Origin of the sequence: Streptomyces sp. NPDC014882, from assembly GCF_043081325.1 — a bacterium.
In the GTDB taxonomy this organism is placed as follows: domain Bacteria; phylum Actinomycetota; class Actinomycetes; order Streptomycetales; family Streptomycetaceae; genus Streptomyces.
Map to the genome: position 1 here is coordinate 101,194 of NZ_JBIBWL010000003.1, position 21,529 is coordinate 122,722.

Annotated in this window: 14 protein-coding genes, 1 tRNA gene and 1 pseudogene; 1 reads left to right on the plus strand and 15 read right to left on the minus strand. The window is 72.9% G+C overall.

Going from position 1 to position 21,529, the window contains the following annotated elements; all coding sequences use genetic code 11:
* Positions 1 to 56: 56 nt before the first annotated feature.
* The 11 genes from ACF09K_RS08450 to bldG all read right to left on the minus strand — a co-directional run bounded on the left by ACF09K_RS08450 (position 57) and on the right by bldG (position 16,702).
* Positions 57 to 130, minus strand: a tRNA-Thr gene (locus ACF09K_RS08450).
* 118 nt (positions 131 to 248) lie between these two features.
* On the minus strand, positions 249 to 1,820 hold the full coding sequence (locus tag ACF09K_RS08455) for an alpha/beta hydrolase (protein ID WP_392241738.1): 1,572 nt from the start codon (positions 1,818 to 1,820) through the stop codon (positions 249 to 251).
* A gap of 254 nt (positions 1,821 to 2,074) precedes the next feature.
* Positions 2,075 to 3,280 (minus strand): DNA polymerase III subunit delta', encoded by a 1,206-nt coding sequence (locus ACF09K_RS08460; RefSeq protein WP_392241739.1) that lies wholly within the window; start codon positions 3,278 to 3,280, stop codon positions 2,075 to 2,077.
* A 191-nt stretch (positions 3,281 to 3,471) separates the two neighbouring features.
* Positions 3,472 to 6,684 carry a dTMP kinase gene (gene tmk, locus ACF09K_RS08465; RefSeq protein ID WP_392241740.1) on the minus strand — a complete coding sequence of 1,071 codons (3,213 nt, stop codon included), beginning with the start codon at positions 6,682 to 6,684 and terminating at the stop codon, positions 3,472 to 3,474.
* 124 nt (positions 6,685 to 6,808) lie between these two features.
* On the minus strand, positions 6,809 to 9,667 hold the full coding sequence (topA, locus tag ACF09K_RS08470; protein WP_392241741.1) for a type I DNA topoisomerase: 2,859 nt from the start codon (positions 9,665 to 9,667) through the stop codon (positions 6,809 to 6,811).
* Positions 9,668 to 9,946: 279 nt separating this feature from the next.
* Positions 9,947 to 10,144 carry a hypothetical protein gene (locus tag ACF09K_RS08475; RefSeq protein ID WP_392241742.1) on the minus strand — a complete coding sequence of 66 codons (198 nt, stop codon included), beginning with the start codon at positions 10,142 to 10,144 and terminating at the stop codon, positions 9,947 to 9,949.
* 553 nt (positions 10,145 to 10,697) lie between these two features.
* Positions 10,698 to 12,215, minus strand: a complete 1,518-nt coding sequence (locus ACF09K_RS08480) for a methyltransferase (protein WP_392241743.1) — start codon at positions 12,213 to 12,215, stop codon at positions 10,698 to 10,700.
* A gap of 64 nt (positions 12,216 to 12,279) precedes the next feature.
* Positions 12,280 to 12,882, minus strand: coding sequence for a small secreted protein (locus tag ACF09K_RS08485; RefSeq protein ID WP_392241744.1), 603 nt, complete (start codon positions 12,880 to 12,882; stop codon positions 12,280 to 12,282).
* A 194-nt stretch (positions 12,883 to 13,076) separates the two neighbouring features.
* Positions 13,077 to 15,491 (minus strand): sodium-translocating pyrophosphatase, encoded by a 2,415-nt coding sequence (locus ACF09K_RS08490; protein ID WP_392241745.1) that lies wholly within the window; start codon positions 15,489 to 15,491, stop codon positions 13,077 to 13,079.
* Between the two features lie 326 nt (positions 15,492 to 15,817).
* Entirely contained in the window at positions 15,818 to 16,249 is a 432-nt protein-coding gene (locus ACF09K_RS08495; protein ID WP_392241746.1) for an ATP-binding protein, read from the minus strand.
* A gap of 111 nt (positions 16,250 to 16,360) precedes the next feature.
* Positions 16,361 to 16,702 carry an anti-sigma factor antagonist BldG gene (gene bldG / locus ACF09K_RS08500; RefSeq protein ID WP_009189842.1) on the minus strand — a complete coding sequence of 114 codons (342 nt, stop codon included), beginning with the start codon at positions 16,700 to 16,702 and terminating at the stop codon, positions 16,361 to 16,363.
* A gap of 81 nt (positions 16,703 to 16,783) precedes the next feature.
* On the opposite strand from bldG, the gene ACF09K_RS08505 reads away from it, so the two are divergent.
* Entirely contained in the window at positions 16,784 to 19,354 is a 2,571-nt protein-coding gene (locus tag ACF09K_RS08505) for a DEAD/DEAH box helicase (protein WP_392241747.1), read from the plus strand.
* Between the two features lie 56 nt (positions 19,355 to 19,410).
* Here ACF09K_RS08505 and ACF09K_RS08510 read toward each other — a convergent pair.
* From ACF09K_RS08510 to ACF09K_RS08525, 4 genes and pseudogenes are all read right to left on the minus strand, one after another.
* Positions 19,411 to 19,764 (minus strand): annotated as a pseudogene (locus ACF09K_RS08510) (Rv3654c family TadE-like protein); the annotation flags it as partial.
* A gap of 143 nt (positions 19,765 to 19,907) precedes the next feature.
* Positions 19,908 to 20,273 carry a TadE family type IV pilus minor pilin gene (locus ACF09K_RS08515; protein ID WP_392241748.1) on the minus strand — a complete coding sequence of 122 codons (366 nt, stop codon included), beginning with the start codon at positions 20,271 to 20,273 and terminating at the stop codon, positions 19,908 to 19,910.
* A gap of 34 nt (positions 20,274 to 20,307) precedes the next feature.
* The gene (locus ACF09K_RS08520; protein WP_392241749.1) at positions 20,308 to 20,526 is read right to left on the minus strand and encodes a DUF4244 domain-containing protein; all 219 of its coding nucleotides are present in this window, start codon (positions 20,524 to 20,526) and stop codon (positions 20,308 to 20,310) included.
* 208 nt (positions 20,527 to 20,734) lie between these two features.
* Positions 20,735 to 21,520 (minus strand): type II secretion system F family protein, encoded by a 786-nt coding sequence (locus ACF09K_RS08525; protein ID WP_392241750.1) that lies wholly within the window; start codon positions 21,518 to 21,520, stop codon positions 20,735 to 20,737.
* Positions 21,521 to 21,529: the final 9 nt, after the last annotated feature.

Sequence of the window (21,529 nt, forward strand, 5' to 3'; positions counted from 1 at the left end):
ATCCGGTCAAAGCGAAAGCCCCAGGTCACGGCGAGTGAGTCCTGGGGCTTTCACAGAGCCGCCTTCGGGATTCGAACCCGAGACCTACGCATTACGAGTGCGTTGCTCTGGCCATCTGAGCTAAGGCGGCGCGCTGTGCGCACCTATGGTGCGATCAGCAACGTCGGTAAGTCTACACAGTTTCCGAGAGTGCTCCGAACCACCCCGGGAGGCGGCCGCCCCGGGGTGACCTCAGGACGTCCGCGGGGCTACGAGCAGCGCTTTCCGTCCGCCGGAGGGGTGCCGCGGACGAGGTAGTCGTTGATCGCGGAGTCGATGCAGGTGCTGCCGCGGCCGTAGGCGGTGTGGCCGTCGCCGCGGTAGGTGAGCAGGCGGGCCGAGGCGAGCTGGCGGGCCAGGGACCGGGCCCAGCCGTAGGGGGTCGCCGGGTCGCGGGTGGTGCCGACGACGACGATGGGGGCCGCGCCCTCCGCCGTGATGCGGTGCGGTTCCCCGGTCGGCGCGACCGGCCAGTAGGCGCAGTTCAGAGAGGCCCAGGCGAGGCCCTCGCCGAAGACGGGGGACGCCTTCTCGAAGGCGGGCAGCGCCTTGCGCACCTCGTCGGGGCCGTCGAACGCGGCCGGCAGGTCGAGGCAGTTCACGGCCGAGTTGGCGAACATCAGGTTGGCGTAGCCGCCCTCGGCGTCGCGCTCGTAGTAGCTGTCGGAGAGGACGAGCAGACCGGCGCCGTCGTTCTCGCGCATCGCCGAGGTCAGTGCCTCGCGCAGCTGCTCCCAGGCGCTCTCGTCGTACATCGCGGCGATCACGCCGGTGGTGGCGAGGGACTCGGTGAGCCTGCGGCCGTCCGCGTCGCCGGTGGGCAGCGGGCGGGCGTCGAGCCGCTCGAAGAACGCCTTGAGGTTCTTGCCGACCTTCCCGGCCTCGGTGCCGAGCGGGCAGTCCGGCCGCCCGGCGCAGTCCTTCGCGAACGACCGGAACGCCGTCTCGAACCCCGCCGTCTGGTCCAGGTTCATCCGCCGGGCGGGCAGCGACGGGTCCATCGCGCCGTCCAGCACGAGCCGCCCCACCCGTTCCGGGAACAGCCCCGCGTAGGTCGCCCCGAGGAACGTCCCGTACGACGCCCCCACGTACGTCAGTCTGCGGTCCCCGAGGGCCGCGCGCAGGATGTCCATGTCGCGGGCCGCCTCGACGGTGGAGACGTGCCGCAGCACCCTGGCCGACCGGGCGCCGCAGCCCTCCGCGAACTTCTTGTAGGAACCGACGAGTTCGTCGGTCTCCCGCTGGTCGTCCGGCGTGACGTCGGTCTGCGTGTAGGCGTCCATCTGGCGCCCGTCGAGGCATTCCACGGGCTCGCTGCGGGCCACGCCACGGGGGTCGACGGCGACCATGTCGTAGCGGGCGCGGACCTGGGCCGGGTAGCCGACGCCGGCGTACTGCTGGAGGTAGCCGACGGCCGAGCCGCCCGGTCCGCCCGGGTTCACCAGCAGCGAGCCGAGCCGCTCGCCCGGGCCGGTCGCCTTCTTGCGGGCGACGGCGAGCCGGACGTCGCCCCCGCCGGGCCGGGCGTAGTCGAGCGGCGCCCTCATCGTGGCGCACTGGAAGCCGGGCACTCCGCAGTCCCGCCAGCTCAGCTTCTGCCCGTAGTACGACGCCAGCGCGGAGGGCGTGGCCTGCGGAAGCGCGGCCAGGGCCGCACGGGCGGCCGCCGGGCTGGCGGAACTCGTCGAGCTCCCGGAGGAGCAGGCCGACACGAGCAGGGCGGCGAAGGAGAGGAGCGCGACGCCGGTGCGGAAGCGGTGGGGGGAGCGCCTGGTGTGCATCCAGCGAGCGTAACCGTGTGCGACGGCGTGAACGCCGTGCGTACGCCAACTGCCACGGACGAGTGACCCCGTCCATCCGCTCGCGCCCACCGGTCCCGGACCGGCTCTCGGGCGCCCGCCGGTCGTCCCCCCGTCCGGCGCAGGTCGTCCCGCGCCGCCCCCAGCCCGTCCTCAGGCCCTCGAGCCCGGCCGCCCCAAGCCCGGCCGTCCCCCAGGCTGCCCCAAGCCCGGCCGCCCTCGGTCCGCCCCCGTGCTCAGCCCGCTCTCAGCGCCATCGTCATCGCCTCGACCGCCAGCAGCGGCGGCACGTTCCGGTCGAGGGCCACTCCGCAGGCGGCGATCGCCTCGATGCGGCGCAGGGTGGATTCGGGGGTGCCGGCGCGGGCCAGCCGCTCGAGGGTGTCCTCGGCGTCCGCGTTGGAGAGGGCGATGCGGGAGCCGAGCTGGAGGGCGAGGACGTCACGGTAGAAGGCGGTGAGGTCGGAGAGCGCGACGTCCAGGCTGTCGCGCTGCGTCCTCGTGCGCCGCCGCTTCTGCATCTCCTCCAGGTCCTTCATCACGCCCGCCGTGCCGCGCGGCATCCGGCCGCCCTGCACGGCGCCCATCGCCGCCTTCAGCTCGTCGGTCTCCTTGCCGTCCCGCTCCTCGGCGAGCTGCTTGGCGTCCTCGGCGGCGGCGTCGACGAGTTCCTGCGCGGCCTTGAGGCAGCCGCCGACGTCCTGGACGCGCAGCGGCAGCTTCAGCACGGCGGCGCGGCGCTCACGGGCCGCCGGGTCGGTGGCGAGGCGGCGGGCCCGGTCGACGTGTCCCTGGGTGGCGCGGGCGGCGGCCGCGGCGACGGCCGGCTCGACGCCCTCGCGCCGTACGAGCATGTCGGCGACCGCGTCCACGGAGGGGGTGCGCAGGTTCAGGTGCCGGCAGCGGGAGCGGATCGTCGGCAGGACGTCCTCGAGGGACGGCGCGCACAGGAGCCAGACGGTGCGCGGGGCCGGTTCCTCGACGGCCTTGAGGACGGCGTTGGCCGACTTCTCGTTCAGCCGCTCGGCGTCCTCGACGAGGATGACCTGCCAGCGGCCGGTCGCCGGGGCGGTGTAGGACTTGCGGACGGTGTCCCGCATGTCCTTGACGAGGATCTCCGCGCCCACGGCGGCGACCGTGGAGACGTCGGCGTGCGTGCCGACGAGGACCGTGTGGCAGCCGTCGCAGAAGCCGCAGCCGGGGACCCCGCCGAGCGGCCGGTCCGGGCTCACGCACTGGAGCGCGGCGGCGAACGCCCGGGCCGTCCGGATCCGGCCGGCGCCGGGCGGCCCCGTGAACAGCCAGGCGTGGGTCATGCTCGACGTCTCGGGCGGCGCGGTGCCGGCCGAGGCCGCGGTGACGAGCGCGTCGGCGTCCCGGGCGGCGGCGGCGAGCTGCTCGCTCACCTTCTCCTGCCCGACGAGGTCGTCCCACACGGTCATGGCCCACGCCGCCCTTCCGTCACGTACACGTCCCGCGGCGCCGGCCGAGCCGTGCCGCGGGCCATCCTGCGCCCTGCCGCCTCCATTGTGCGGGCAGCCACCGACAACGCGGCCCGGCGCCCACGGACGTGAGGGCCGGGCCGCTCACGGCAGGAGGGCCGGGCCCGCCGGGCCCGCCCGCGACACGGACGTCAGCGGCGCCGGCCCCGGCCCCGCCCGCGGCCCTCGTCGGAGTCGTCGTCGTCCTGGTGCGGGCCCAGCAGCTCGTCCGCCAGCGACGGCAGGTCGTCCAGCGGCGTCTCCTCGGCCCAGTCCGAGCGCGGCCGCCGGCGGGGCGCGCCCGTCTCGTCGACCTGCGGCAGCTCCCGCGTGCTGTCCTCGGTCCCGTCCGGCCGCGCCGCGCGCTCGTCACGGAAGTACCCCGGCGGCACCCGGTCGCCGGGCTGCTCCGCGGAGACCGCGGGCAGCACGGCCGTCTCGTCCTCGGTGCGCCCGCCGCGCACCGGCGGCAGCACGGCCGTCTCGTCGGCGGCCCCGGCCGGTGCCGGCGGCTGCGGCAGCTCGGTCGTCACCTCGGCGTCCGACACCCGCGCCGCGGACTTCCCGGTGATCGACGGCGTCGTGCCGGCCGCGCTCTCGACCGGATCCTTGTCCATCCGCACCGGGGGCAGCACGGCGGTGTCCTCGACCGGTCCGCCCGAGGCGTTCGTGGGGGTGACCACCGGCGTGGGCTCGGTCGGCGCGTCCGGGGCGACCACGGCCGCCGCGGGCGGAGTGGGCCGGAGCCGGGCCTGGGCCGCGGCGGCGGCCTGCTCGGCCGCGCGTCGCGCCTCCTCGGCCCGCAGCAGCGCCTCCTCGGCCTTGCGCTGCTTCTCCAGGCGCTGTGCCTCGGCCTCGGCGCGCAGCCGGGCCTCCTCCTCGGCCTGCTTGCGGCGCCGCTCCTCCTCCGCCTTGCGGCGGGCCTCCTCCTCGGCGCGGGCCTTCTCCTCCGCGAGGAGCCGCACCCGCTCCTCCTCGGCACGCCGGCGTGCCTCCTCGGCGCGCTGCCGGGCCTCCTCGGCCTGCCGCTCGGCCTCGCGCCGCTGCGCCTCCTCCAGCTCGCGCCGCTTGCGCTCCTCCTCCTCGGCGCGCAGCTTGGCGAGCTGCTCCTGGCGCTCCCGCTCCAGGCGCTCCTCCTCGGCCTTGCGGGCGGCCTCCTCCTCGGCCTTGCGGCGGGCCTCCTCCTCGGCCTTGCGCCGCGCCTCCTCCTGCGCCTCGATCTCGGCCTCGGACAGCGGCAGCATCCGGTCGAGCCGGTGGCGTACGACGGTGGTCACGGCCTCGGGCTCCTGGCCTGCGTCGACGACCAGGTAGCGGCCCGGGTCGGCGGCGGCCAGCGTGAGGAAGCCGGAACGCACGCGCGCGTGGAACTCGGCCGGCTCCGACTCCAGGCGGTCCGGCGCCTCCGTGAAGCGCTCGCGGGCGGTCTCCGGGGAGACGTCCAGCAGGATCGTCAGATGCGGCACGAGGCCGTCCGTCGCCCAGCGCGAGATCCTCGCGATCTCGGTCGGGGACAGGTCACGGCCGGCGCCCTGGTAGGCCACGGACGAGTCGATGTACCGGTCGGTGATGACGACCGCGCCGCGCTCCAGGGCGGGCCGGACGACGGTGTCGACGTGCTCGGCGCGGTCCGCCGCGTACAGCAGGGCCTCCGCCCGGTGCGACAGGCCGGCGCTGGAGACGTCGAGGAGGATCGACCGCAGCCGCTTGCCCACGGGCGTGGCGCCCGGCTCGCGCGTGAGGACGACCTCGTGGCCCTTGGCCCTGATCCACTCGGCGAGGGCCTCGGCCTGGGTGGACTTGCCGGCGCCGTCGCCGCCCTCCAGGGCGATGAAGAAACCGTTCGCCGCGGGTGCCTGCACCGGGTCGTCGCCGCCGAGCAGCGCGTCCCGCAGGTCGTTGCGCAGGGGGACGCCGGAGCGGTCGTCGACCTTGGCGAGCACCAGCGCGGCCACCGGCAGCAGCAGCGCGCCGACCAGCATGAGCGTGAAGGCGGCTCCGCCGTGGGCGAAGACGAACTTGCCGTTCTCCAGCCGGTGCGGCCCGATCAGCGCCGCCACCAGCGGGGCGATCAGGGCGCCGAGCGCCACCAGCACCCGTACGACCGCGTGCAGGTGCTCCGTCACGCGCGCGCGGCGCTGGTCCTCGGTCTCCTGGTCGAGCAGCGCGTGCCCGGTGTTGGCGGCGACGCCCGCGCCGACGCCCGCCAGGGCCGTGAGCAGCAGCACGGTGGTCACGTCCGGGACCAGCCCGGCCGCGAGCAGGGCCGCGCCGGTGAAGGCGATCGCCAGCGCGAGCAGCCGGCGCCGCGACAGCGTCACCAGCACCTTCGGCGCCGTACGGACGCCGACGGCGACGCCGCCGGTCAGCGCGAGCACGAGCAGGCCGTACAGCACCGGGCCGCCGCCCAGGTCCGTGGCGTGCAGCACCGCCACCGCGACGGCGGCGGCGATCGCCCCGGCCACGGCCGCGCAGGCCAGGACCAGCACCAAGATGGCGCCGGTGCGGCCGGCCTCGGCACCGGTGGCCGTCCGCGGGCGGCGCAGCCCCTCGAGCGGCGACCGCGCGCGGGGGGTGCGGGTGCCGGGCAGTTCCAGGAAGACCACGACGGACAGGGAGCCGGCGAACAGTCCGCCCGCGACGTACGAGGCGAGGGCCGCCTGGTGCTGGCCGAACCAGTCGACGCCGGCGCCCAGGAGGTTGTTGAACAGCGCGGCGGCGACCAGGGTGACGGCCGCCAGCGGGATCGCGAGGAAGCCGGTCCGCAGGGACAGCCGGCGCAGGGCGTCCATGTGGTCGGGCAGCGGCCGTACCGTCGCGCCCTCCAGGGGCGGGGCGGGCAGCAGCGCGGGGGCGGCGCCCTCGCGGGCGACCGTCCAGAACCGCTCGGCGACACCGGTCACGAAGACGGTGACCAGCAGCAGCGCCAGGGCGTCGTCGGGCGTCCAGTCGATCCACAGGGGCGCGACGATCAGCAGGGCGGCCCGCACACCGTCGGCGCCGACCATGGTCCAGCGGCGGTCCAGCGGTCCGTCCGGCGAGGTGAGGGATGTCAGCGGACCGAGGAGGACGGCCCCGAACAGCACGGTGGCGAGCACCCGGACCCCGAAGACGATCGCGACCGCGAACGCCACGCCCCGGTAGCCGCCGCCGAACGCGCCCTCGGCGATGGCCGCTTGGAGGGCGAGCAGGACGAACACGAGGAGGGCGAGGGCGTCGCCGACGCCGCTCACCAACTGTGCGCTCCACAGCCGCCTGAGCTGCGGCTCACGCAACAGTGCGCGTACGGCGCGCTCTCGGGAGTCCGCCACCAGGGCGTCGTCCGGGGCCGGCGGGTGGGCCGTTGGCTGCTCGGCTCGCGTCATGCTTTCAGCCTATCGGCAGCCACCGACGGCCCGGAGAGCCCGTCCGCACCTACGTCCGCCCCGACACCAAAGTGATGCCGGGGCGTGCGTTTTGTGAACGGCTTCCGGGGAACCGCGCCGCGGCTCAGTCCTCCGTGGCCGCCGTCGAGGCCGTCCCGGACGTCGTCGTCTTCTTCGCAGCGGTCCTGGTCGCGGTCTTCTTCGCCGCCGTGACCGTCTTCGCGGCGGTCTTCTTGGCGGCCGTCTTCTTGGCCGGCGCGGCCTTCTTCGCCGTCGCCTTCTTCGCCGTCGCCTTCTTCGCGGGCGCCTTCTTCGCCGTCTTCTTGGCGGGCCCCTTCGCCCGCTTCTCGGCGAGCAGCTCGTAACCGCGCTCCGGGGTGATCTCCTCGACGCTGTCGCCGGAGCGCAGGGTCGCGTTGGTCTCCCCGTCGGTGACGTACGGCCCGAAGCGACCGTCCTTGACGACGACCGGCTTCTGGCTGACCGGGTCCTGGCCCAGCTCCTTCAGCGGCGGCTTGGCCGCGGCCCGGCCGCGCTGCTTGGGCTGGGAGTAGATCTCCAGCGCCTCTTCGAGCGTGATCGTGAAGAGCTGGTCCTCGGTCTGCAGCGACCGCGAGTCCGTGCCCTTCTTCAGGTACGGGCCGTAGCGGCCGTTCTGCGCGGTGATCTCCACGCCCTCGGCGTCCGTGCCGACGACGCGCGGCAGCGACATCAGCCTGAGGGCGTCCTCCAGCGTGACGGTGTCCAGCGACATCGTCTTGAACAGCGAGGCCGTGCGCGGCTTGACGGCGTTCTTGCCGGTCTTCGGGGTGCCCTCGGGGAGCACCTCCGTGACGTACGGGCCGTAGCGGCCCGCCCGGGCGATGATCTGACGGCCCGTCTGCGGATCGGCGCCCAGCTCGAAGTCGCCGCTCGGCTTGGCGAGCAGTTCCTCCGCGTACTCGACGCTCAGCTCGTCCGGGGCGAGGTCCTCGGGGACGTCGGCGCGCTGGTGGTTCTCGGAGTCCTTCTCGCCGCGCTCGATGTAGGGGCCGTAGCGGCCGACCCGCAGCACGATGCCGTTGCCCACGGGGAACGACGACACCTCGCGCGCGTCGATCGCGCCCAGGTCGGTCACCAGCTCCTTGAGGCCACCGAGGTGGTCCCCGTCGCCGTTGCCCGCCTCGGCCGCTCCGCCGGAGCCCGTGCCCTCACCGAAGTAGAACCGCTTCAGCCACGGCACGGCCCGCGCCTCGCCGCGGGCGATGCGGTCGAGGTCGTCCTCCATCCTGGCGGTGAAGTCGTAGTCGACGAGCCGCCCGAAGTGCTTCTCCAGGAGGTTGACCACGGCGAAGGAGAGGAACGACGGGACGAGCGCCGTGCCCTTCTTGAAGACGTAGCCGCGGTCGAGGATCGTGCCGATGATCGACGCGTACGTCGACGGGCGGCCGATCTCGCGCTCTTCCAGCTCCTTGACCAGCGAGGCCTCGGTGTAGCGGGCCGGGGGCTTGGTGGCGTGCCCGTCGACCGTGATCTCCTCGGCGGTGAGCGCGTCGCCCTCGCCGACCTGGGGGAGGCGGCGCTCGCGGTCGTCCAGCTCGGCGTTCGGGTCGTCGGCGCCCTCGACGTAGGCCTTCAGGAAGCCGTGGAAGGTGATCGTCTTGCCGGAGGCGCCGAACTCGACGTCCCGGCCGTCGGCGGCGGTGCCGCCGATCTTCACCGAGACGCTGTTGCCGGTCGCGTCCTTCATCTGGGAGGCGACGGTCCGCTTCCAGATCAGCTCGTAGAGCTTGAACTGGTCGCCGGTCAGGCCGGTCTCGGCGGGGGTGCGGAAACGGTCGCCCGAGGGGCGGATCGCCTCGTGCGCCTCCTGCGCGTTCTTGACCTTCCCGGCGTACGTGCGCGGCTGCGCCGGCAGGTAGTCGGCGCCGTACAGCTGCGTCACCTGGGCACGGGCGGCGTTGACCGCCGTGTCCGACAGGGTCGTGGAGTCCGTACGCATGTAGGTGATGAAGCCGTTCTCGTACAGCTTCTGGGCCACCTGCATGGTCGCCTTCGCGCCGAAGCCCAGCTTCCGCGAGGCCTCCTGCTGGAGCGTCGTCGTACGGAACGGGGCGTACGGGGAGCGCCGGTACGGCTTCGACTCGACGGACCGCACCGAGAACCGGGTGTTCTCCAGGGCTGCGGCCAGGGCGCGGGCGGCGGCCTCGTCGAGGTGGAGGGTGTTCGCGCTCTTGATCTGTCCCAGGGAGTCGAAGTCGCGGCCCTGCGCGACCCGCCTGCCGTCGACGGTCTGGAGGCGGGCGACCAGCGACGACGGGTCCGACGAGTCTCCCGCCCGGCCGGTCAGGAAGGTGCCCGTCAGGTCCCAGTACTCGGCGGAACGGAACGCGATGCGCTCGCGTTCCCGCTCCACGACGAGCCGGGTGGCGACCGACTGGACACGGCCCGCCGACAGTTTCGGCATGACCTTCTTCCACAGGACCGGCGAGACCTCGTAGCCGTAGAGGCGGTCGAGGATGCGGCGGGTCTCCTGGGCGTCGACCAGCTTCTGGTTCAGCTCGCGCGGGTTGGCGACGGCGGCCTGGATCGCGGCCTTGGTGATCTCGTGGAAGACCATCCGCTTGACCGGGACCTTGGGCTTCAGCACCTCCTGGAGGTGCCAGGCGATCGCCTCGCCCTCGCGGTCCTCATCGGTGGCGAGGAACAGTTCGTCGGAGTCCTTCAGCAGGTCCTTGAGCTTCTTGACCTGGGCCCTCTTGTCGGCGTTGACCACGTAGACGGGCTGGAAGTCGTGATCGACGTCCACGCCGAGGCGGCGCACCTCGCCGGTGTACTTCTCCGGCACCTCCGCGGCGCCGTTGGGGAGGTCGCGGATGTGCCCGACGCTCGCCTCGACAACGTATCCGGGGCCGAGATAGCCCTTGATCGTCTTCGCCTTGGCAGGCGACTCGACGATGACGAGTCGGCGGCCGCCCTTCGCGGTCTCGCTGGTCGGGGACAACTTCGCTCTTCTCTCCGGTCGACGCTGGGGCCTCCCCAGGCCTTGCTCCCGGGGTCGGGTCATGGTGACGCTGCGGAGTGTGACGGTACATCCCGCCCCCGTGTCAAACGGGAAAAGCCCGCAACGGCCACTCGAACGGTAACCCGACTACCGCCATTCCTGCCGCCCGGAGTGGCCACCGGCTCTTTTTCCGCGTATCGGAGCGGCGTCCGCCGATCGCCCGCCGCGGACCCCTCCCGCGGATCCCGCCGGGGCGTCGGCAAGATCCCCGGAAGCGGTTCAGAGGCGGGCGAGGCACCATGCGCCGACGGCGAGCGCGACGACCGCGGCGAGTGCCGCGACGGTCGCCGATGCGACGGGGCTCACCCCCTGGGCGACGGGCAGGCGCTGCCGCACGCGCACCGCGGTCCACCCGAGCAGACCGCCTCCGAACAGCGCGAACACCGTTCCGGTGAAGATCGCCGGTCCACTCTCCATGATCGCCCGCGCTCCTTCTCTCCCACCCGCGCGTGTCCCGTCGTCCGGAGACTGGCACGCACGCGCGGCGTCCGGGCGAACCCCGGGTGAACGCCGGGCCCACGGGCGGGGGCGACGGGCCGCCGGCGGGGCGCGGCGGCCGGGCGTGCGGCGGGCGCGGACGGCGGACGGGACCGGTGGACGCGGGCGGCACGTGCGACGGGCCTCACACCGTCCCGGGCCCGCGGCCCCCGCGGCCCCCGCGGCCCACGCGGGCGGACCGGCGAGCGGGCGGCCGGGCGTGCGACGCCGCCCTCCGTGCCGGGCGAGCGCCCATGGCACCTCGCACTCGATGCCGCGGCTCCGCGACCACGGCTCCGCGGCTCCGCGGATCCCGGTGCCCCCGTCGCCGCGGATCTCGGTGTCCCCGTCGCCGCCGTCTCCCCCGGCGTTCTCGTTCCACCGCTTTTCGGCAATCCGTGAGCACGGCTCGAACACCTGTGATCACCGAGCGCCGACGGGAGAAAGATGTCGGCCGGTTTCCCTCTCGTCGGCTCAGCCGGTTCAGGGCAGCTCAGGCCGGCTCGAGGAACCCCTGTTCGACCAGCAACCTGATCTGCGCGGGCGTACGGTCGCGCAGCAGGACGGGGTCCTCGCCGACGAGCTGCGCAATGGCGTCCAGAATCCGGCCCGCGCTCAGCGAGCCGTCGCACACGCCGGCGAACCCGGCGCCCACCGTGTCCACCTTGGTGGCGCGGCGCATGCCGCGGTGCTGGCGCAGCACCACGTGCTCCGGGTCCTCGGCACCGGGCAGCCCCACCTGCTCCTGCACGACCTCCGCGGCGAGCCGGAAGTGCCCCGACAGCAGGGCCGCGTCGTCGTGCCCGCGCAGATAGTCGACCCTCTCGAAGTGGGCCCTGACCGTGTCGCCGAGCGGCTGCTCGATGGAGTGCGGCCACTCCTCCACGGTGACGGTGGGCTCGTCGGACGCCGTCCTGCGCAGGGTGATCCAGCCGAAGCCGACGGCCTTCACCTTGCGCGCCTCGAACTCCTCGAGCCACGCGTCGTACCGCGCGCGGTACTCCGCCGGGTCGTCCTGGTGGTCACCGGCGTCCCTGAGCCACAGCTCGGCGTACTGCGTGACGTCCTGGACCTCGCGCTGCACGATCCACGCGTCGCATCCGCGCGGCACCCACGACCTGAGTCTGTCCTGCCAGTCCTCCCCTTCCACGTGCTGCCAGTTGGCGAGGAACTGCGCGAACCCGCCCACGTTCAGACGTTCCCCCGCCCCCTGAACGAGCGAGCGGCACAGATCGTCCCCGCCCATCCCGCCGTCGCGGTAGGTCAGCCGGGTCCCCGGAGAGATGACGAACGGCGGGTTGGACACGATCAGGTCGAACGTCTCGTCGTCCCGGACCGGTTCGAACAGCGAGCCCTCGCGCAGGTCGGCGGCGGGCGCGCCGGACAGGGCCAGGGTGAGCGCGGTGATGTGCAACGCGCGCGGGTTGAGGTCCGTCGCCGTCACGCGCGTGGCGTGCCGGGCGGCGTGCAGGGCCTGGATCCCGGAGCCGGTGCCCAGGTCCAGCGCGGTCGGGACCGGGGTGCGGACGGTGATCCCGGCGAGCGTCGTGGACGCCCCGCCGACGCCCAGGACGACACCCTCGGCGCGGCTGCCGATGCCGCCGGCCCCGCCGACGGCGCAGCCGAGGTCGGAGACGATGAACCAGTCCTCGCCGTCCGGCCCGCCGTAGGGGCGCACGTCCACGGTCGCGGCGACGTCGTCCGCGCCCACGCGCGTCAGCCAGCCGGTCTCCACGCACGCGTGCACGGGCAGCACGTCCTCCACGCGCGCGCACGGCACCGGCTGCTGGAGCAGGAAGAGACGGACGAGCGTCTCCAGTGGCGTGTCCCCGCGGGTCGCGCGCAGCGCGGGCACGGTCTCGCTGCGCGCGAGGGCCGCGTAGGCGGGGGCGCCGAGCAGGTCGAGGAGGCCGTCGGCGGTGAAGGAGGCCGCGAGCAGGGCCTCGCGCAGCCGGGCGGCGGCGTCGGGGTGGCCGACGGAGGGCAGGGAGGACAGGGTGGCGTTACTCACGCCCCCATTGTGTCCCGTGGGCGGGCCGCACGCCCGGCCCCGGTCCGCCGGCCGGACCCCGCCGTCAGCCGGTCGTGGCCCGGGCCGGCGACGAGGCCGCCACCTTCTTGCAGCTGTCCTGCTGGGCCATGGCGGACTTGACGTCGCCCTCCTCGAGGTTCTTCAGCGCGGTGTTGCCGCTCTTGCTGAGCTTGCCGAGTTCGGTGGCGATGCCCTGGAGTCCTTCGGCGAACTTCCCCTGGTCCTTCGTGTCGAGCGCGTCGACCTGCTTCTTCAGGTCGGCGTAGGAGGTGGACAGGCCGTTCAGGGCGGTCACGGCGTCCTGCTTCTTCTTCTCGCCGCCGTCGACACCGGGCGGCGTCCCCGCCTTCTGGATGGCCTGCGCGAGCGCCTTGTAGGCGTCGGACATGTCCTGGAAGGCCTGGGAGTCGGTCTTCTGGACGTTCACCGGGGCGTTGTTGTCGGTGGCGGCCTTCTTGATCGCGGCGTTGGCCGCGTCGACCTTCGCGTCCTGGGCGGGCAGCGCGTCGCAGACCTGCTTGGCCCAGGCGTCGAGCTCCTTGTTGCCGTCGTCGCTGCTGCTGCATCCCGACAACGCCAGTACGAGTACCGCACCGCCGGACAGTGCGGCCGCGAGCTTCTTGTTCACCGGATCGGTCCCTTCCATGGCTCTCGGCCCCGGAACATACACGCCGACCGGGCGACAACCCCAGGACGAATGTCCGCTATGCGGATTAATGAAGCCATTTATACCAAGAGAGAGAAGGCTCACGGCCCGGTCCCGCACGCAGCGGGGCGGACGGACGACGCGTCAACGCGTTCCGTCCGCCCGCCCCTTGAGCTGCGGACCGCTCCCGGCCCCTAGGAAACCACCGCCGGATCGGTGGACTTGGCCGGTTCGCCGGCGTTGTCCTCGTCGTCCTCGTCACCCATCGCGATGCCGCGCCGCTTGGAGACGTAGACCGCGCCGACGATCACCACGAGCGCGAGGACCGCGATCACGACCCGTACGCCGAGGTTCTCGTCGCCGCCGTAGCTGAACTTGATCACCGCGGGCGCGATGAGCAGCGCCACCAGGTTCATGACCTTCAGCAGCGGGTTGATCGCGGGTCCCGCGGTGTCCTTGAAGGGGTCGCCGACGGTGTCGCCGATGACGGTCGCCGCGTGGGCCTCGCTGCCCTTGCCGCCGTGGTGGCCGTCCTCGACGAGCTTCTTGGCGTTGTCCCAGGCGCCGCCGGAGTTGGCGAGGAACACCGCCATCAGCGTGCCCGCGCCGATCGCGCCCGCGAGGAACGCGCCGAGAGCGCCGACGCCGAGCGTGAACCCGACGAAGATCGGCGCCAGCACCGCGAGCAGTCCGGGCGTGGCGAGTTCCCGCAGGGCGTCCCTGGTGCAGATGTCGACGACCTTGCCGTACTCCGGCTTCTGGCTGTAGTCCATGATCCCGGGCTTCTCCCGGAACTGCCGCCGCACCTCGTAGACCACGGAGCCCGCCGAACGCGACACCGCGTTGATCGCCAGCCCCGAGAAGAGGAAGACGACCGCCGCGCCCGCGATCAGGCCGACCAGGTTGTTGGGCTGCGAGATGTCCATCATGAGGGTCATCGGCGCGCCGTCCCCGGAGAGCTTCTCGCCGACGTCCCGCGCGCCGGTGGTGATGGCGTCGCGGTACGACCCGAAGAGCGCCGACGCGGCCAGTACGGCCGTGGCGATGGCGATGCCCTTGGTGATGGCCTTGGTGGTGTTGCCGACGGCGTCGAGGTTGGTGAGCACCTGCGCTCCCGCCCCCTCCACGTCGCCGGACATCTCGGCGATGCCCTGCGCGTTGTCGGAGACCGGGCCGAAGGTGTCCATCGCGACGATCACCCCGACCGTGGTGAGCAGACCGGTGCCGGCCAGCGCCACCGCGAACAGCGCCAGCATGATCGACGTGCCGCCGAGCAGGAACGCCCCGTACACGCCCAGGCCGATCAGCAGGGCGGTGTAGACGGCCGATTCGAGGCCGACGGAGATTCCGGCGAGGACGACGGTGGCCGGACCGGTCAGCGAGCTCTTGCCGATGTCGCGCACCGGGCGGCGCGTGGTCTCGGTGAAGTAACCGGTCAGCTGCTGGATGACGGCGGCCAGGAGGATGCCGATCGCCACGGCGACGACGGCCAGGACGCGCGGGTCGCCGTCCTTGCCCAGGATCGCCGCGTCGGTGACGCCGTCCAGGTCGGCGTAGGTGCCGGGGAGGTAGACGAACACGGCCACGGCGACCAGCACGAGCGAGATCACCGCGGAGATGAAGAAGCCCCGGTTGATCGCGGACATGCCACTGCGGTCGGAGCGGCGCGGCGCGACCGCGAAGATGCCGATCATGGCCGTGACCACGCCGATCGCGGGAACGAGCAGCGGGAAGGCGAGGCCGGCGTCGCCGAAGGCCACCTTGCCGAGGATCAGCGCGGCGACCAGCGTCACGGCGTACGACTCGAACAGGTCGGCCGCCATGCCCGCGCAGTCGCCGACGTTGTCGCCCACGTTGTCGGCGATGGTCGCGGCGTTGCGCGGATCGTCCTCCGGGATGCCCTTCTCGACCTTGCCGACCAGGTCGGCGCCGACGTCTGCGGCCTTGGTGAAGATGCCGCCGCCGACCCTCATGAACATCGCGATGAGCGCCGCGCCGAGACCGAATCCCTCCAGCACCTTCGGCGCGTCGGCCGCGTACACCAGCACCACGCACGAGGCGCCGAGCAGACCGAGCCCGACCGTGAACATGCCGACCACGCCGCCGGTGCGAAATGCGATCTTCATCGCTTTGTGCGAAACGGCGGTGAGATCCTTTTCCGGTTCCCCTTCCGCCGGAGTCGCTTCCCGGGCCGCGGCGGCGACACGCACATTGCTGCGCACGGCGAGCCACATGCCGATATAACCGGTGACCGCCGAGAACGCCGCACCGATCAGGAAGAAGATCGACCGTCCGGCACGTTGGTTCCAGTCGTCCGCGGGCAGCAGCATGAGCAGGAAGAACACCACGACGGCGAATACGCCGAGCGTGCGCAACTGCCGGGTCAGGTAGGCGTTGGCGCCCTCCTGGATCGCCGCCGCGATCTCCTTCATGCTCTCGGTGCCCTCGTCCGCGGCGAGCACCTGGCGCAGCAGTACGCCCGCGACCACGAGCGCGGCCAGGGCGACGACCCCGATGACCACCACGAGGAGTCGGTTGCCGTCGGTGAGCACTGCGGACGCGAAGGTTGTGGAGTGGTCCAACCGCTGTGGGAAAGAAAGCCCCGCCATTCGTCCTCCTTGACGCTTGGGCTGAGCTCAAGATGTGGACGGATTCTAGGTACCGGAACCTGATCAAAACAGTGCGCGGTAAACGGAATTCACCTTCGCACGCAAATCCGTCACAGTAATGCCCTCAAGGCATTATCGTTCGTGAATGGATTCACGAAACTCCGGCAAGATTCACTGGTCCGCCCGGCAAGATTCTCTTTTCCAAGATTCACTTGCTGGCACCACTGTAAGCGCGCCGCCGCACCTGCGCACATGCCGAAGGGCCCCACCTCGTGGGGCCCTTCGGGGACGTTTCTGTCCGGCTGGGCCGGACGGGGGCGCCGGGGTCAGCCGAGCGCCGCAGCCGACGGTGTGGTCGGCCACGTCATACGGATCAGCCCGCCGTGTTCGCCGGCGGTGACCTCCACGTCGTCGACGAGGCCGCTGATGACCGCGAGGCCCATCTCGTCCTCCTCGGCGTCCACGTCGACGTCACCGGAACCCGGCGCCCGGTCACCGGGCGCGACCCGCGGGGCCTCGTCGCCCACCTCGATGGAGAACTGCTTCTCCTCCTCGATGAGCGACACCTTCACCGGAGCGGTGATGCCACCGCTCCGGTGGAGTCCGACGGCACGGGAGCAGGCCTCACCGACGGCGAGCCTGACCTCGTCGAGAACGGCCTCGTCCACTCCGGACCTGCGCGCCACCGCCGCCGCCACCAGTCGGGCGGTCCTGACGTGCTCGGGCAGCGCGCTGAAGCGGAGTTCAACGGTGGCCATGCGTCCCCCTCGGAACTACGGGCGTGCTGTCGGGGGGCCGGGCTGCCGAAAGCCCGGTACCCCGGTGTGTTCAACTGGGCCGTCCGGGCCACGCGGGCCCGGACGGAGTGGTCAGTCGGTGGCAGCGACCGCTTCGTCGACCGAGGTGTGAATCGGGAACACCTTGGTCAGACCGGTGATGCGGAAGATCTTCAGAATGCGCTCCTGGTTGCACACCAGGCGCAGCGAGCCCTCATGGGCACGCACCCGCTTCAAGCCACCGACCAGCACGCCGAGCCCGGTGGAGTCGAGGAAGTCCACGCCCTCCATGTCGACGACAAGGTGGAAATTGCCGTCGTTCACCAGCTCGACCAGCTGCTCGCGCAACTTGGGCGCGGTATATACGTCGATTTCGCCACCGACCTCGACGACCGTACGATCGCCGACGGTACGGGTCGACAGGGACAGGTCCACGGATCCTCCAGCACCTTGCTATCGAGCGGTCGTCCCTCGGAACACCTGAGCAGGAGCCCCCGGGACGGTACGCCAGCCGCGATGGCATTCAATCACTTACCGGCAGGCGTGCACGACGCCTTGGCTCCATTGTCCGTCACGCCAGTGACACACTCGGTGCCGATGGCCAAGAATCACCGATCCGATCGACCCTCGGCACAGCCCGCGCCCCGCCTGTCGCCGGGCCGGATCCTGGACCGGCTCGCCCCGGGACCGGACCGGGCGTCGCGCATCACTCATACGGAGCATGTGCCCCCGCGCGCGGGCCGCCATGCCGTCTGGCCTGACCGGATTCGTCCGGAGGTCATCGCGGCTCTGCGGACCTGCGGCATCGAGCACCCCTGGGCGCACCAGGCCGCCGCCGCGGAGCACGCCCTGGACGGCGAGTCGGTGGTCGTCGCGACCGGAACCGCCTCCGGCAAGTCCTTGGCCTATCTCGTACCGGTCCTGTCGGCCCTCCTGGACGGCTCGCAGGCGCCGAACGGGCGCGGCGCCACGGCGCTGTACCTGGCGCCGACCAAGGCACTGGCGGCGGACCAGCGCCGGTCCGTGAAGGAACTTTCACAACCGCTGGGCACCGCGGTGCGCCCGGCGGTGTACGACGGCGACACGCCGGTCGAGGAACGCGAGTGGATCCGCCAGTACGCCAACTACGTCCTCACCAACCCGGACATGCTGCACCGTGGCATCCTGCCGTCCCACCCCCGCTGGTCCTCCTTCCTGAAGTCGCTGAAGTACGTCGTCGTCGACGAGTGCCACACCTACCGCGGCGTGTTCGGCTCCCACGTGGCCCAGGTGCTGCGCCGCCTGCGCCGCCTGTGCGCCCGCTACGGCGCCTCCCCCGTCTTCCTGCTGGCCTCCGCGACGGCCGCCGAGCCCTCGGTGGCCGCCGGCCGCCTCACCGGCCTCCCGGTGGTCGAGGTGGCCGACGACGCCTCACCGCGTGGCGAACTGGTGTTCGCCCTCTGGGAGCCGCCGCTCACCGAGCTGCGGGGCGAGAGGGGTGCCCCCGTCCGCCGCACCGCCGTCGCCGAGACCGCCGACCTCCTCACCGACCTGACCGTCCAGGGCATCCGCACCGTGGCCTTCGTCCGTTCCCGGCGTGGCGCCGAGCTGATCTCCCTCATCGCCCAGGAACGCCTCGCCGAGGTGGACCGCTCGCTGTCCGGGCGTGTCGCGGCCTACCGCGGCGGCTACCTCCCCGAGGAGCGCCGGGCCCTGGAGCGGGCCCTGCACTCGGGTGAGCTCCTCGGCCTGGCCGCCACGACCGCCCTCGAACTCGGGATCGACGTCTCGGGTCTGGACGCCGTCCTCATCTCCGGATATCCCGGTACCCGCGCCTCCCTGTGGCAGCAGGCAGGACGGGCGGGACGATCGGGCCAGGGAGCACTGGCCGTGCTGGTCGCCCGGGACGACCCGCTGGACACCTTCCTCGTCCACCATCCGGAAGCCCTGTTCGACCGACCCGTGGAATCGACCGTCCTGGACCCAGACAACCCCTACGTCCTCGCCCCGCACCTGTGCGCGGCTGCCGCCGAACTCCCGCTCACCGACGACGACCTGGCCCTGTTCGGCCCCGAGACCGAGGCGCTGCTGCCCCAGCTGGAGGCCGCGAGGCTGCTGCGCCGCCGGACGAAGGCCTGGCACTGGACCCGCCGTGAGCGCGCCGCCGACCTCACGGACATCCGGGGCGGAGGCGGCCGGCCGGTCCAGATCGTCGAGTCCGGCACGGGCCGCCTGCTCGGCACGGTCGACGAGGGCGCCGCCCACTCGACCGTCCACGAGGGAGCGGTCCATCTGCACCAGGGCCGCACCTACCTGGTGCGCTCCCTGGACCTGGAGGACTCGGTGGCCCTGGTCGAGGAGGCGAATCCGCCGTACACGACGGTCGCCCGCGACGCGACGGCGATCTCCGTGCTGGAGACGGACGTCGAAATCCCCTGGGGAGACGGCCGGTTGTGCTACGGCTCCGTCGAAGTCACCAACCAGGTGGTCTCCTTCCTTCGCCGCCGGGTCATCACCGGCGAAGTCCTGGGCGAGTCGAAGCTCGACCTCCCTCCTCGTACGCTCCGCACGCGGGCCGTGTGGTGGACGGTCACCGAGGACCAGCTGGACGCCGCCCGCATCACCCCCGAGATCCTCGGCGGAGCCCTGCACGCCGCCGAGCACGCGTCCATCGGCATGCTGCCCCTCTTCGCGACCTGCGACCGCTGGGACATCGGCGGCGTCTCGATCCCCCTGCACCCCGACACCCTCCTCCCCACGGTCTTCGTCTACGACGGCCATCCCGGCGGTACGGGCTTCGCCGAACGCGCCTTCCACACCGCCCGCTCCTGGCTGACAGCCACCTGCCAGGCCATCGCCTCCTGCGATTGCGAGGCCGGCTGCCCGTCCTGCATCCAGTCACCCAAGTGCGGCAACGGCAACGACCCCCTGCACAAGAGAGGCGCGGTCAGACTCCTGACGGAACTGCTGCGTGGAGCGCCCGCGGAGGACGGCGGACCGACTGACGACCACAGGCCGGCAGAGCACTCCGGAACGGTGGCGGACAACAGGCCGGTGGAGAACGGCGGAGCGGCGGAGGAGAGGGAGCAGGGAGAGCGGACGGAGTAGACGGTGCGGCGCGAGGCCGTCCAGGGGCGGGACCGGGAGGCCACCGCCGCCCCCTCCGGCAGCGCCGGACCCGCAGGCCCCGCTCGGGCCCGGACCTCCACCGTGAACAGCCCCCGTCCCGCCGCAGCCGTCACGTCCGACACCTCCCCCACCACAACGCACCGCACCAACCGCGCGCCCTGTGCCCGGGCCAATCGGTCCGCGCGGGCGCAGGCCGCCTCGGTGCCGTCCGTCCAGTGGTCCGCGGCCGCGAGTGCCGCGAGGTCGGCACCCCCGGCGGCGCGGTGCCGGGCCAGGACAGCCTGTCCGAGGGCGAGCACGGCGCCGAAGACCACACACAGCACGGCGAGCACGGCGAGCGTCCATACGGTCGCGGACCCGCGGTCGGTCCGACACCGGCCTCGCGCCACGAGACCGTCCCTCCGGCCGTGCAACCCTTTCCCTCCTGAGAACGCCCCACGACCAGGAGCACCGGCAGCGCCTCCCCTCCAGCGCCGGCCCCCGGCAGAACTCCGGCCCGTCCGGAAACGCACCGCGCCTCCCCCACGCCCCTTCACGGTCCCGCCCCCGGTCCGGCCTCGGTCCCACCGCCGTTCGCCGTGATCCCCACGTCCTCCGCCACCGCCACCGCTTCCTCCCGCACCTCGAACGGCAACCCGCGCAGCACCGGCGGCTTCGCCACGACCACCACCCGGACCTGGTCGCCCTCCCGGGTGACCGTCACCCGCGCCCCGCGCGGTGCCGTAGCCCGCGTCACCTCCACGACCGCGGCGGCCGGATCCTGCCGGGCGGCGGCCCGGGCGCCGGTCCTGGCCGCGTCCACGCACTGGATCTGGGCAGCCATGACCAGCAACCCCCAGATCAGCGCCATGGCGAACGCCACCAGCACCGGCAGCACCACGGCCGCCTCCGCCGTCACGAACCCCCGGTCCCCGCCTCGCAGCCGGTTCCGCTCACGTGCCCGCACTGAGTGCCCGCTTCACGATGTCCTGCAACTCCGCCGCGACCGCCCCGCTCGTCACGACCTGGTAGAGGGCCACGGCGAACGCCACCGCCGCAACGATTCCCATCGCGTACTCGGACGTCACCATCCCCGCGTCCCTCCGCGCCGTATTCACCCGGCGCACCATGCGCACCAGGAAACGCAGCCTCGCTCGTACCGCCTTGCTCATTTCGACCCCCGTGAGTCTCGATCCCGCTTACCGATGACCGGTCCCGTGACCAGCGGACCTTCTCAACCTGCCCGACCTGCTCGACCTGCTCCAGCCGCCTCCTTCGCCGTACTCCTCCGACCGCTTGAACTCCCAGGACGGACCCGTCGGCCGCCTCGCCCGGCACGGCCGCCCGGACCGACTGCCCCGGCCGCCCCTCAGACCCCCCTCACGGCCCACCCCCTCCCAGCACCCCGCCCGCCAGGCCGATCACCACGGGAACGATGCCCACGGCGATGAAGGCGGGCAGGAAGCACAGCCCCACCGGTGCGGTGACCATGACGGCGGCTCGCCGGGCCCGGGCCGTGCCGGCGCGGGCCCAGTCGGCTCGGGCGTCGGCCGCGATCCGGGCAACCGGCATCGCCGCCGGGAGACCGGACACGTCGGCCCGCTCCAGCAGGCGGGCCAGCGCGGCCGCCCCGGGAGCCGCCGCCAACCTCCGCCAGGCACCGGCGGGTTCGCCTCCCAGACGCACCTCGGCCGCACCACGTGCCAACGCTCCTCCGACAGGTCCGTCGAGTGCTTCCCCCACGGCCTGCGCCGCGACCACCGGTCCCGCCCCCGCCGCGATGCACGCGGCCAGCAGGTCGGCCGCGAGCGGCAGTTGCCGGGCCGCGGCCCGCGCGTCGGCCTCACTCATCGGCTCCGTGGCCCGCCGCCTGCGGCGCCACCACCACAGCACCGCCGCCCCGGTCAGCCCCAGACCGAGACCGAGGGCTCCACCGCCCACCATCCACCCGGCGCCCACCACCGCCGCCTCCGGCAGCCACCGGCGTGCGACCTCCCGCACCCCGGGCCGCGGCATGTCCGGCTCCGCCGGGCGGGCCAACACCTCGGCGAGCCGCTGCCGCGCCCGTCGCCGAGACCGCAGGGCGTCCGCACACCGCACCGCCCACCCGAGCGTCATGACGATCCCCACGGCCACCCCCAGCCTGTGGACGACTTCCGCACTCATCCCGCTTCC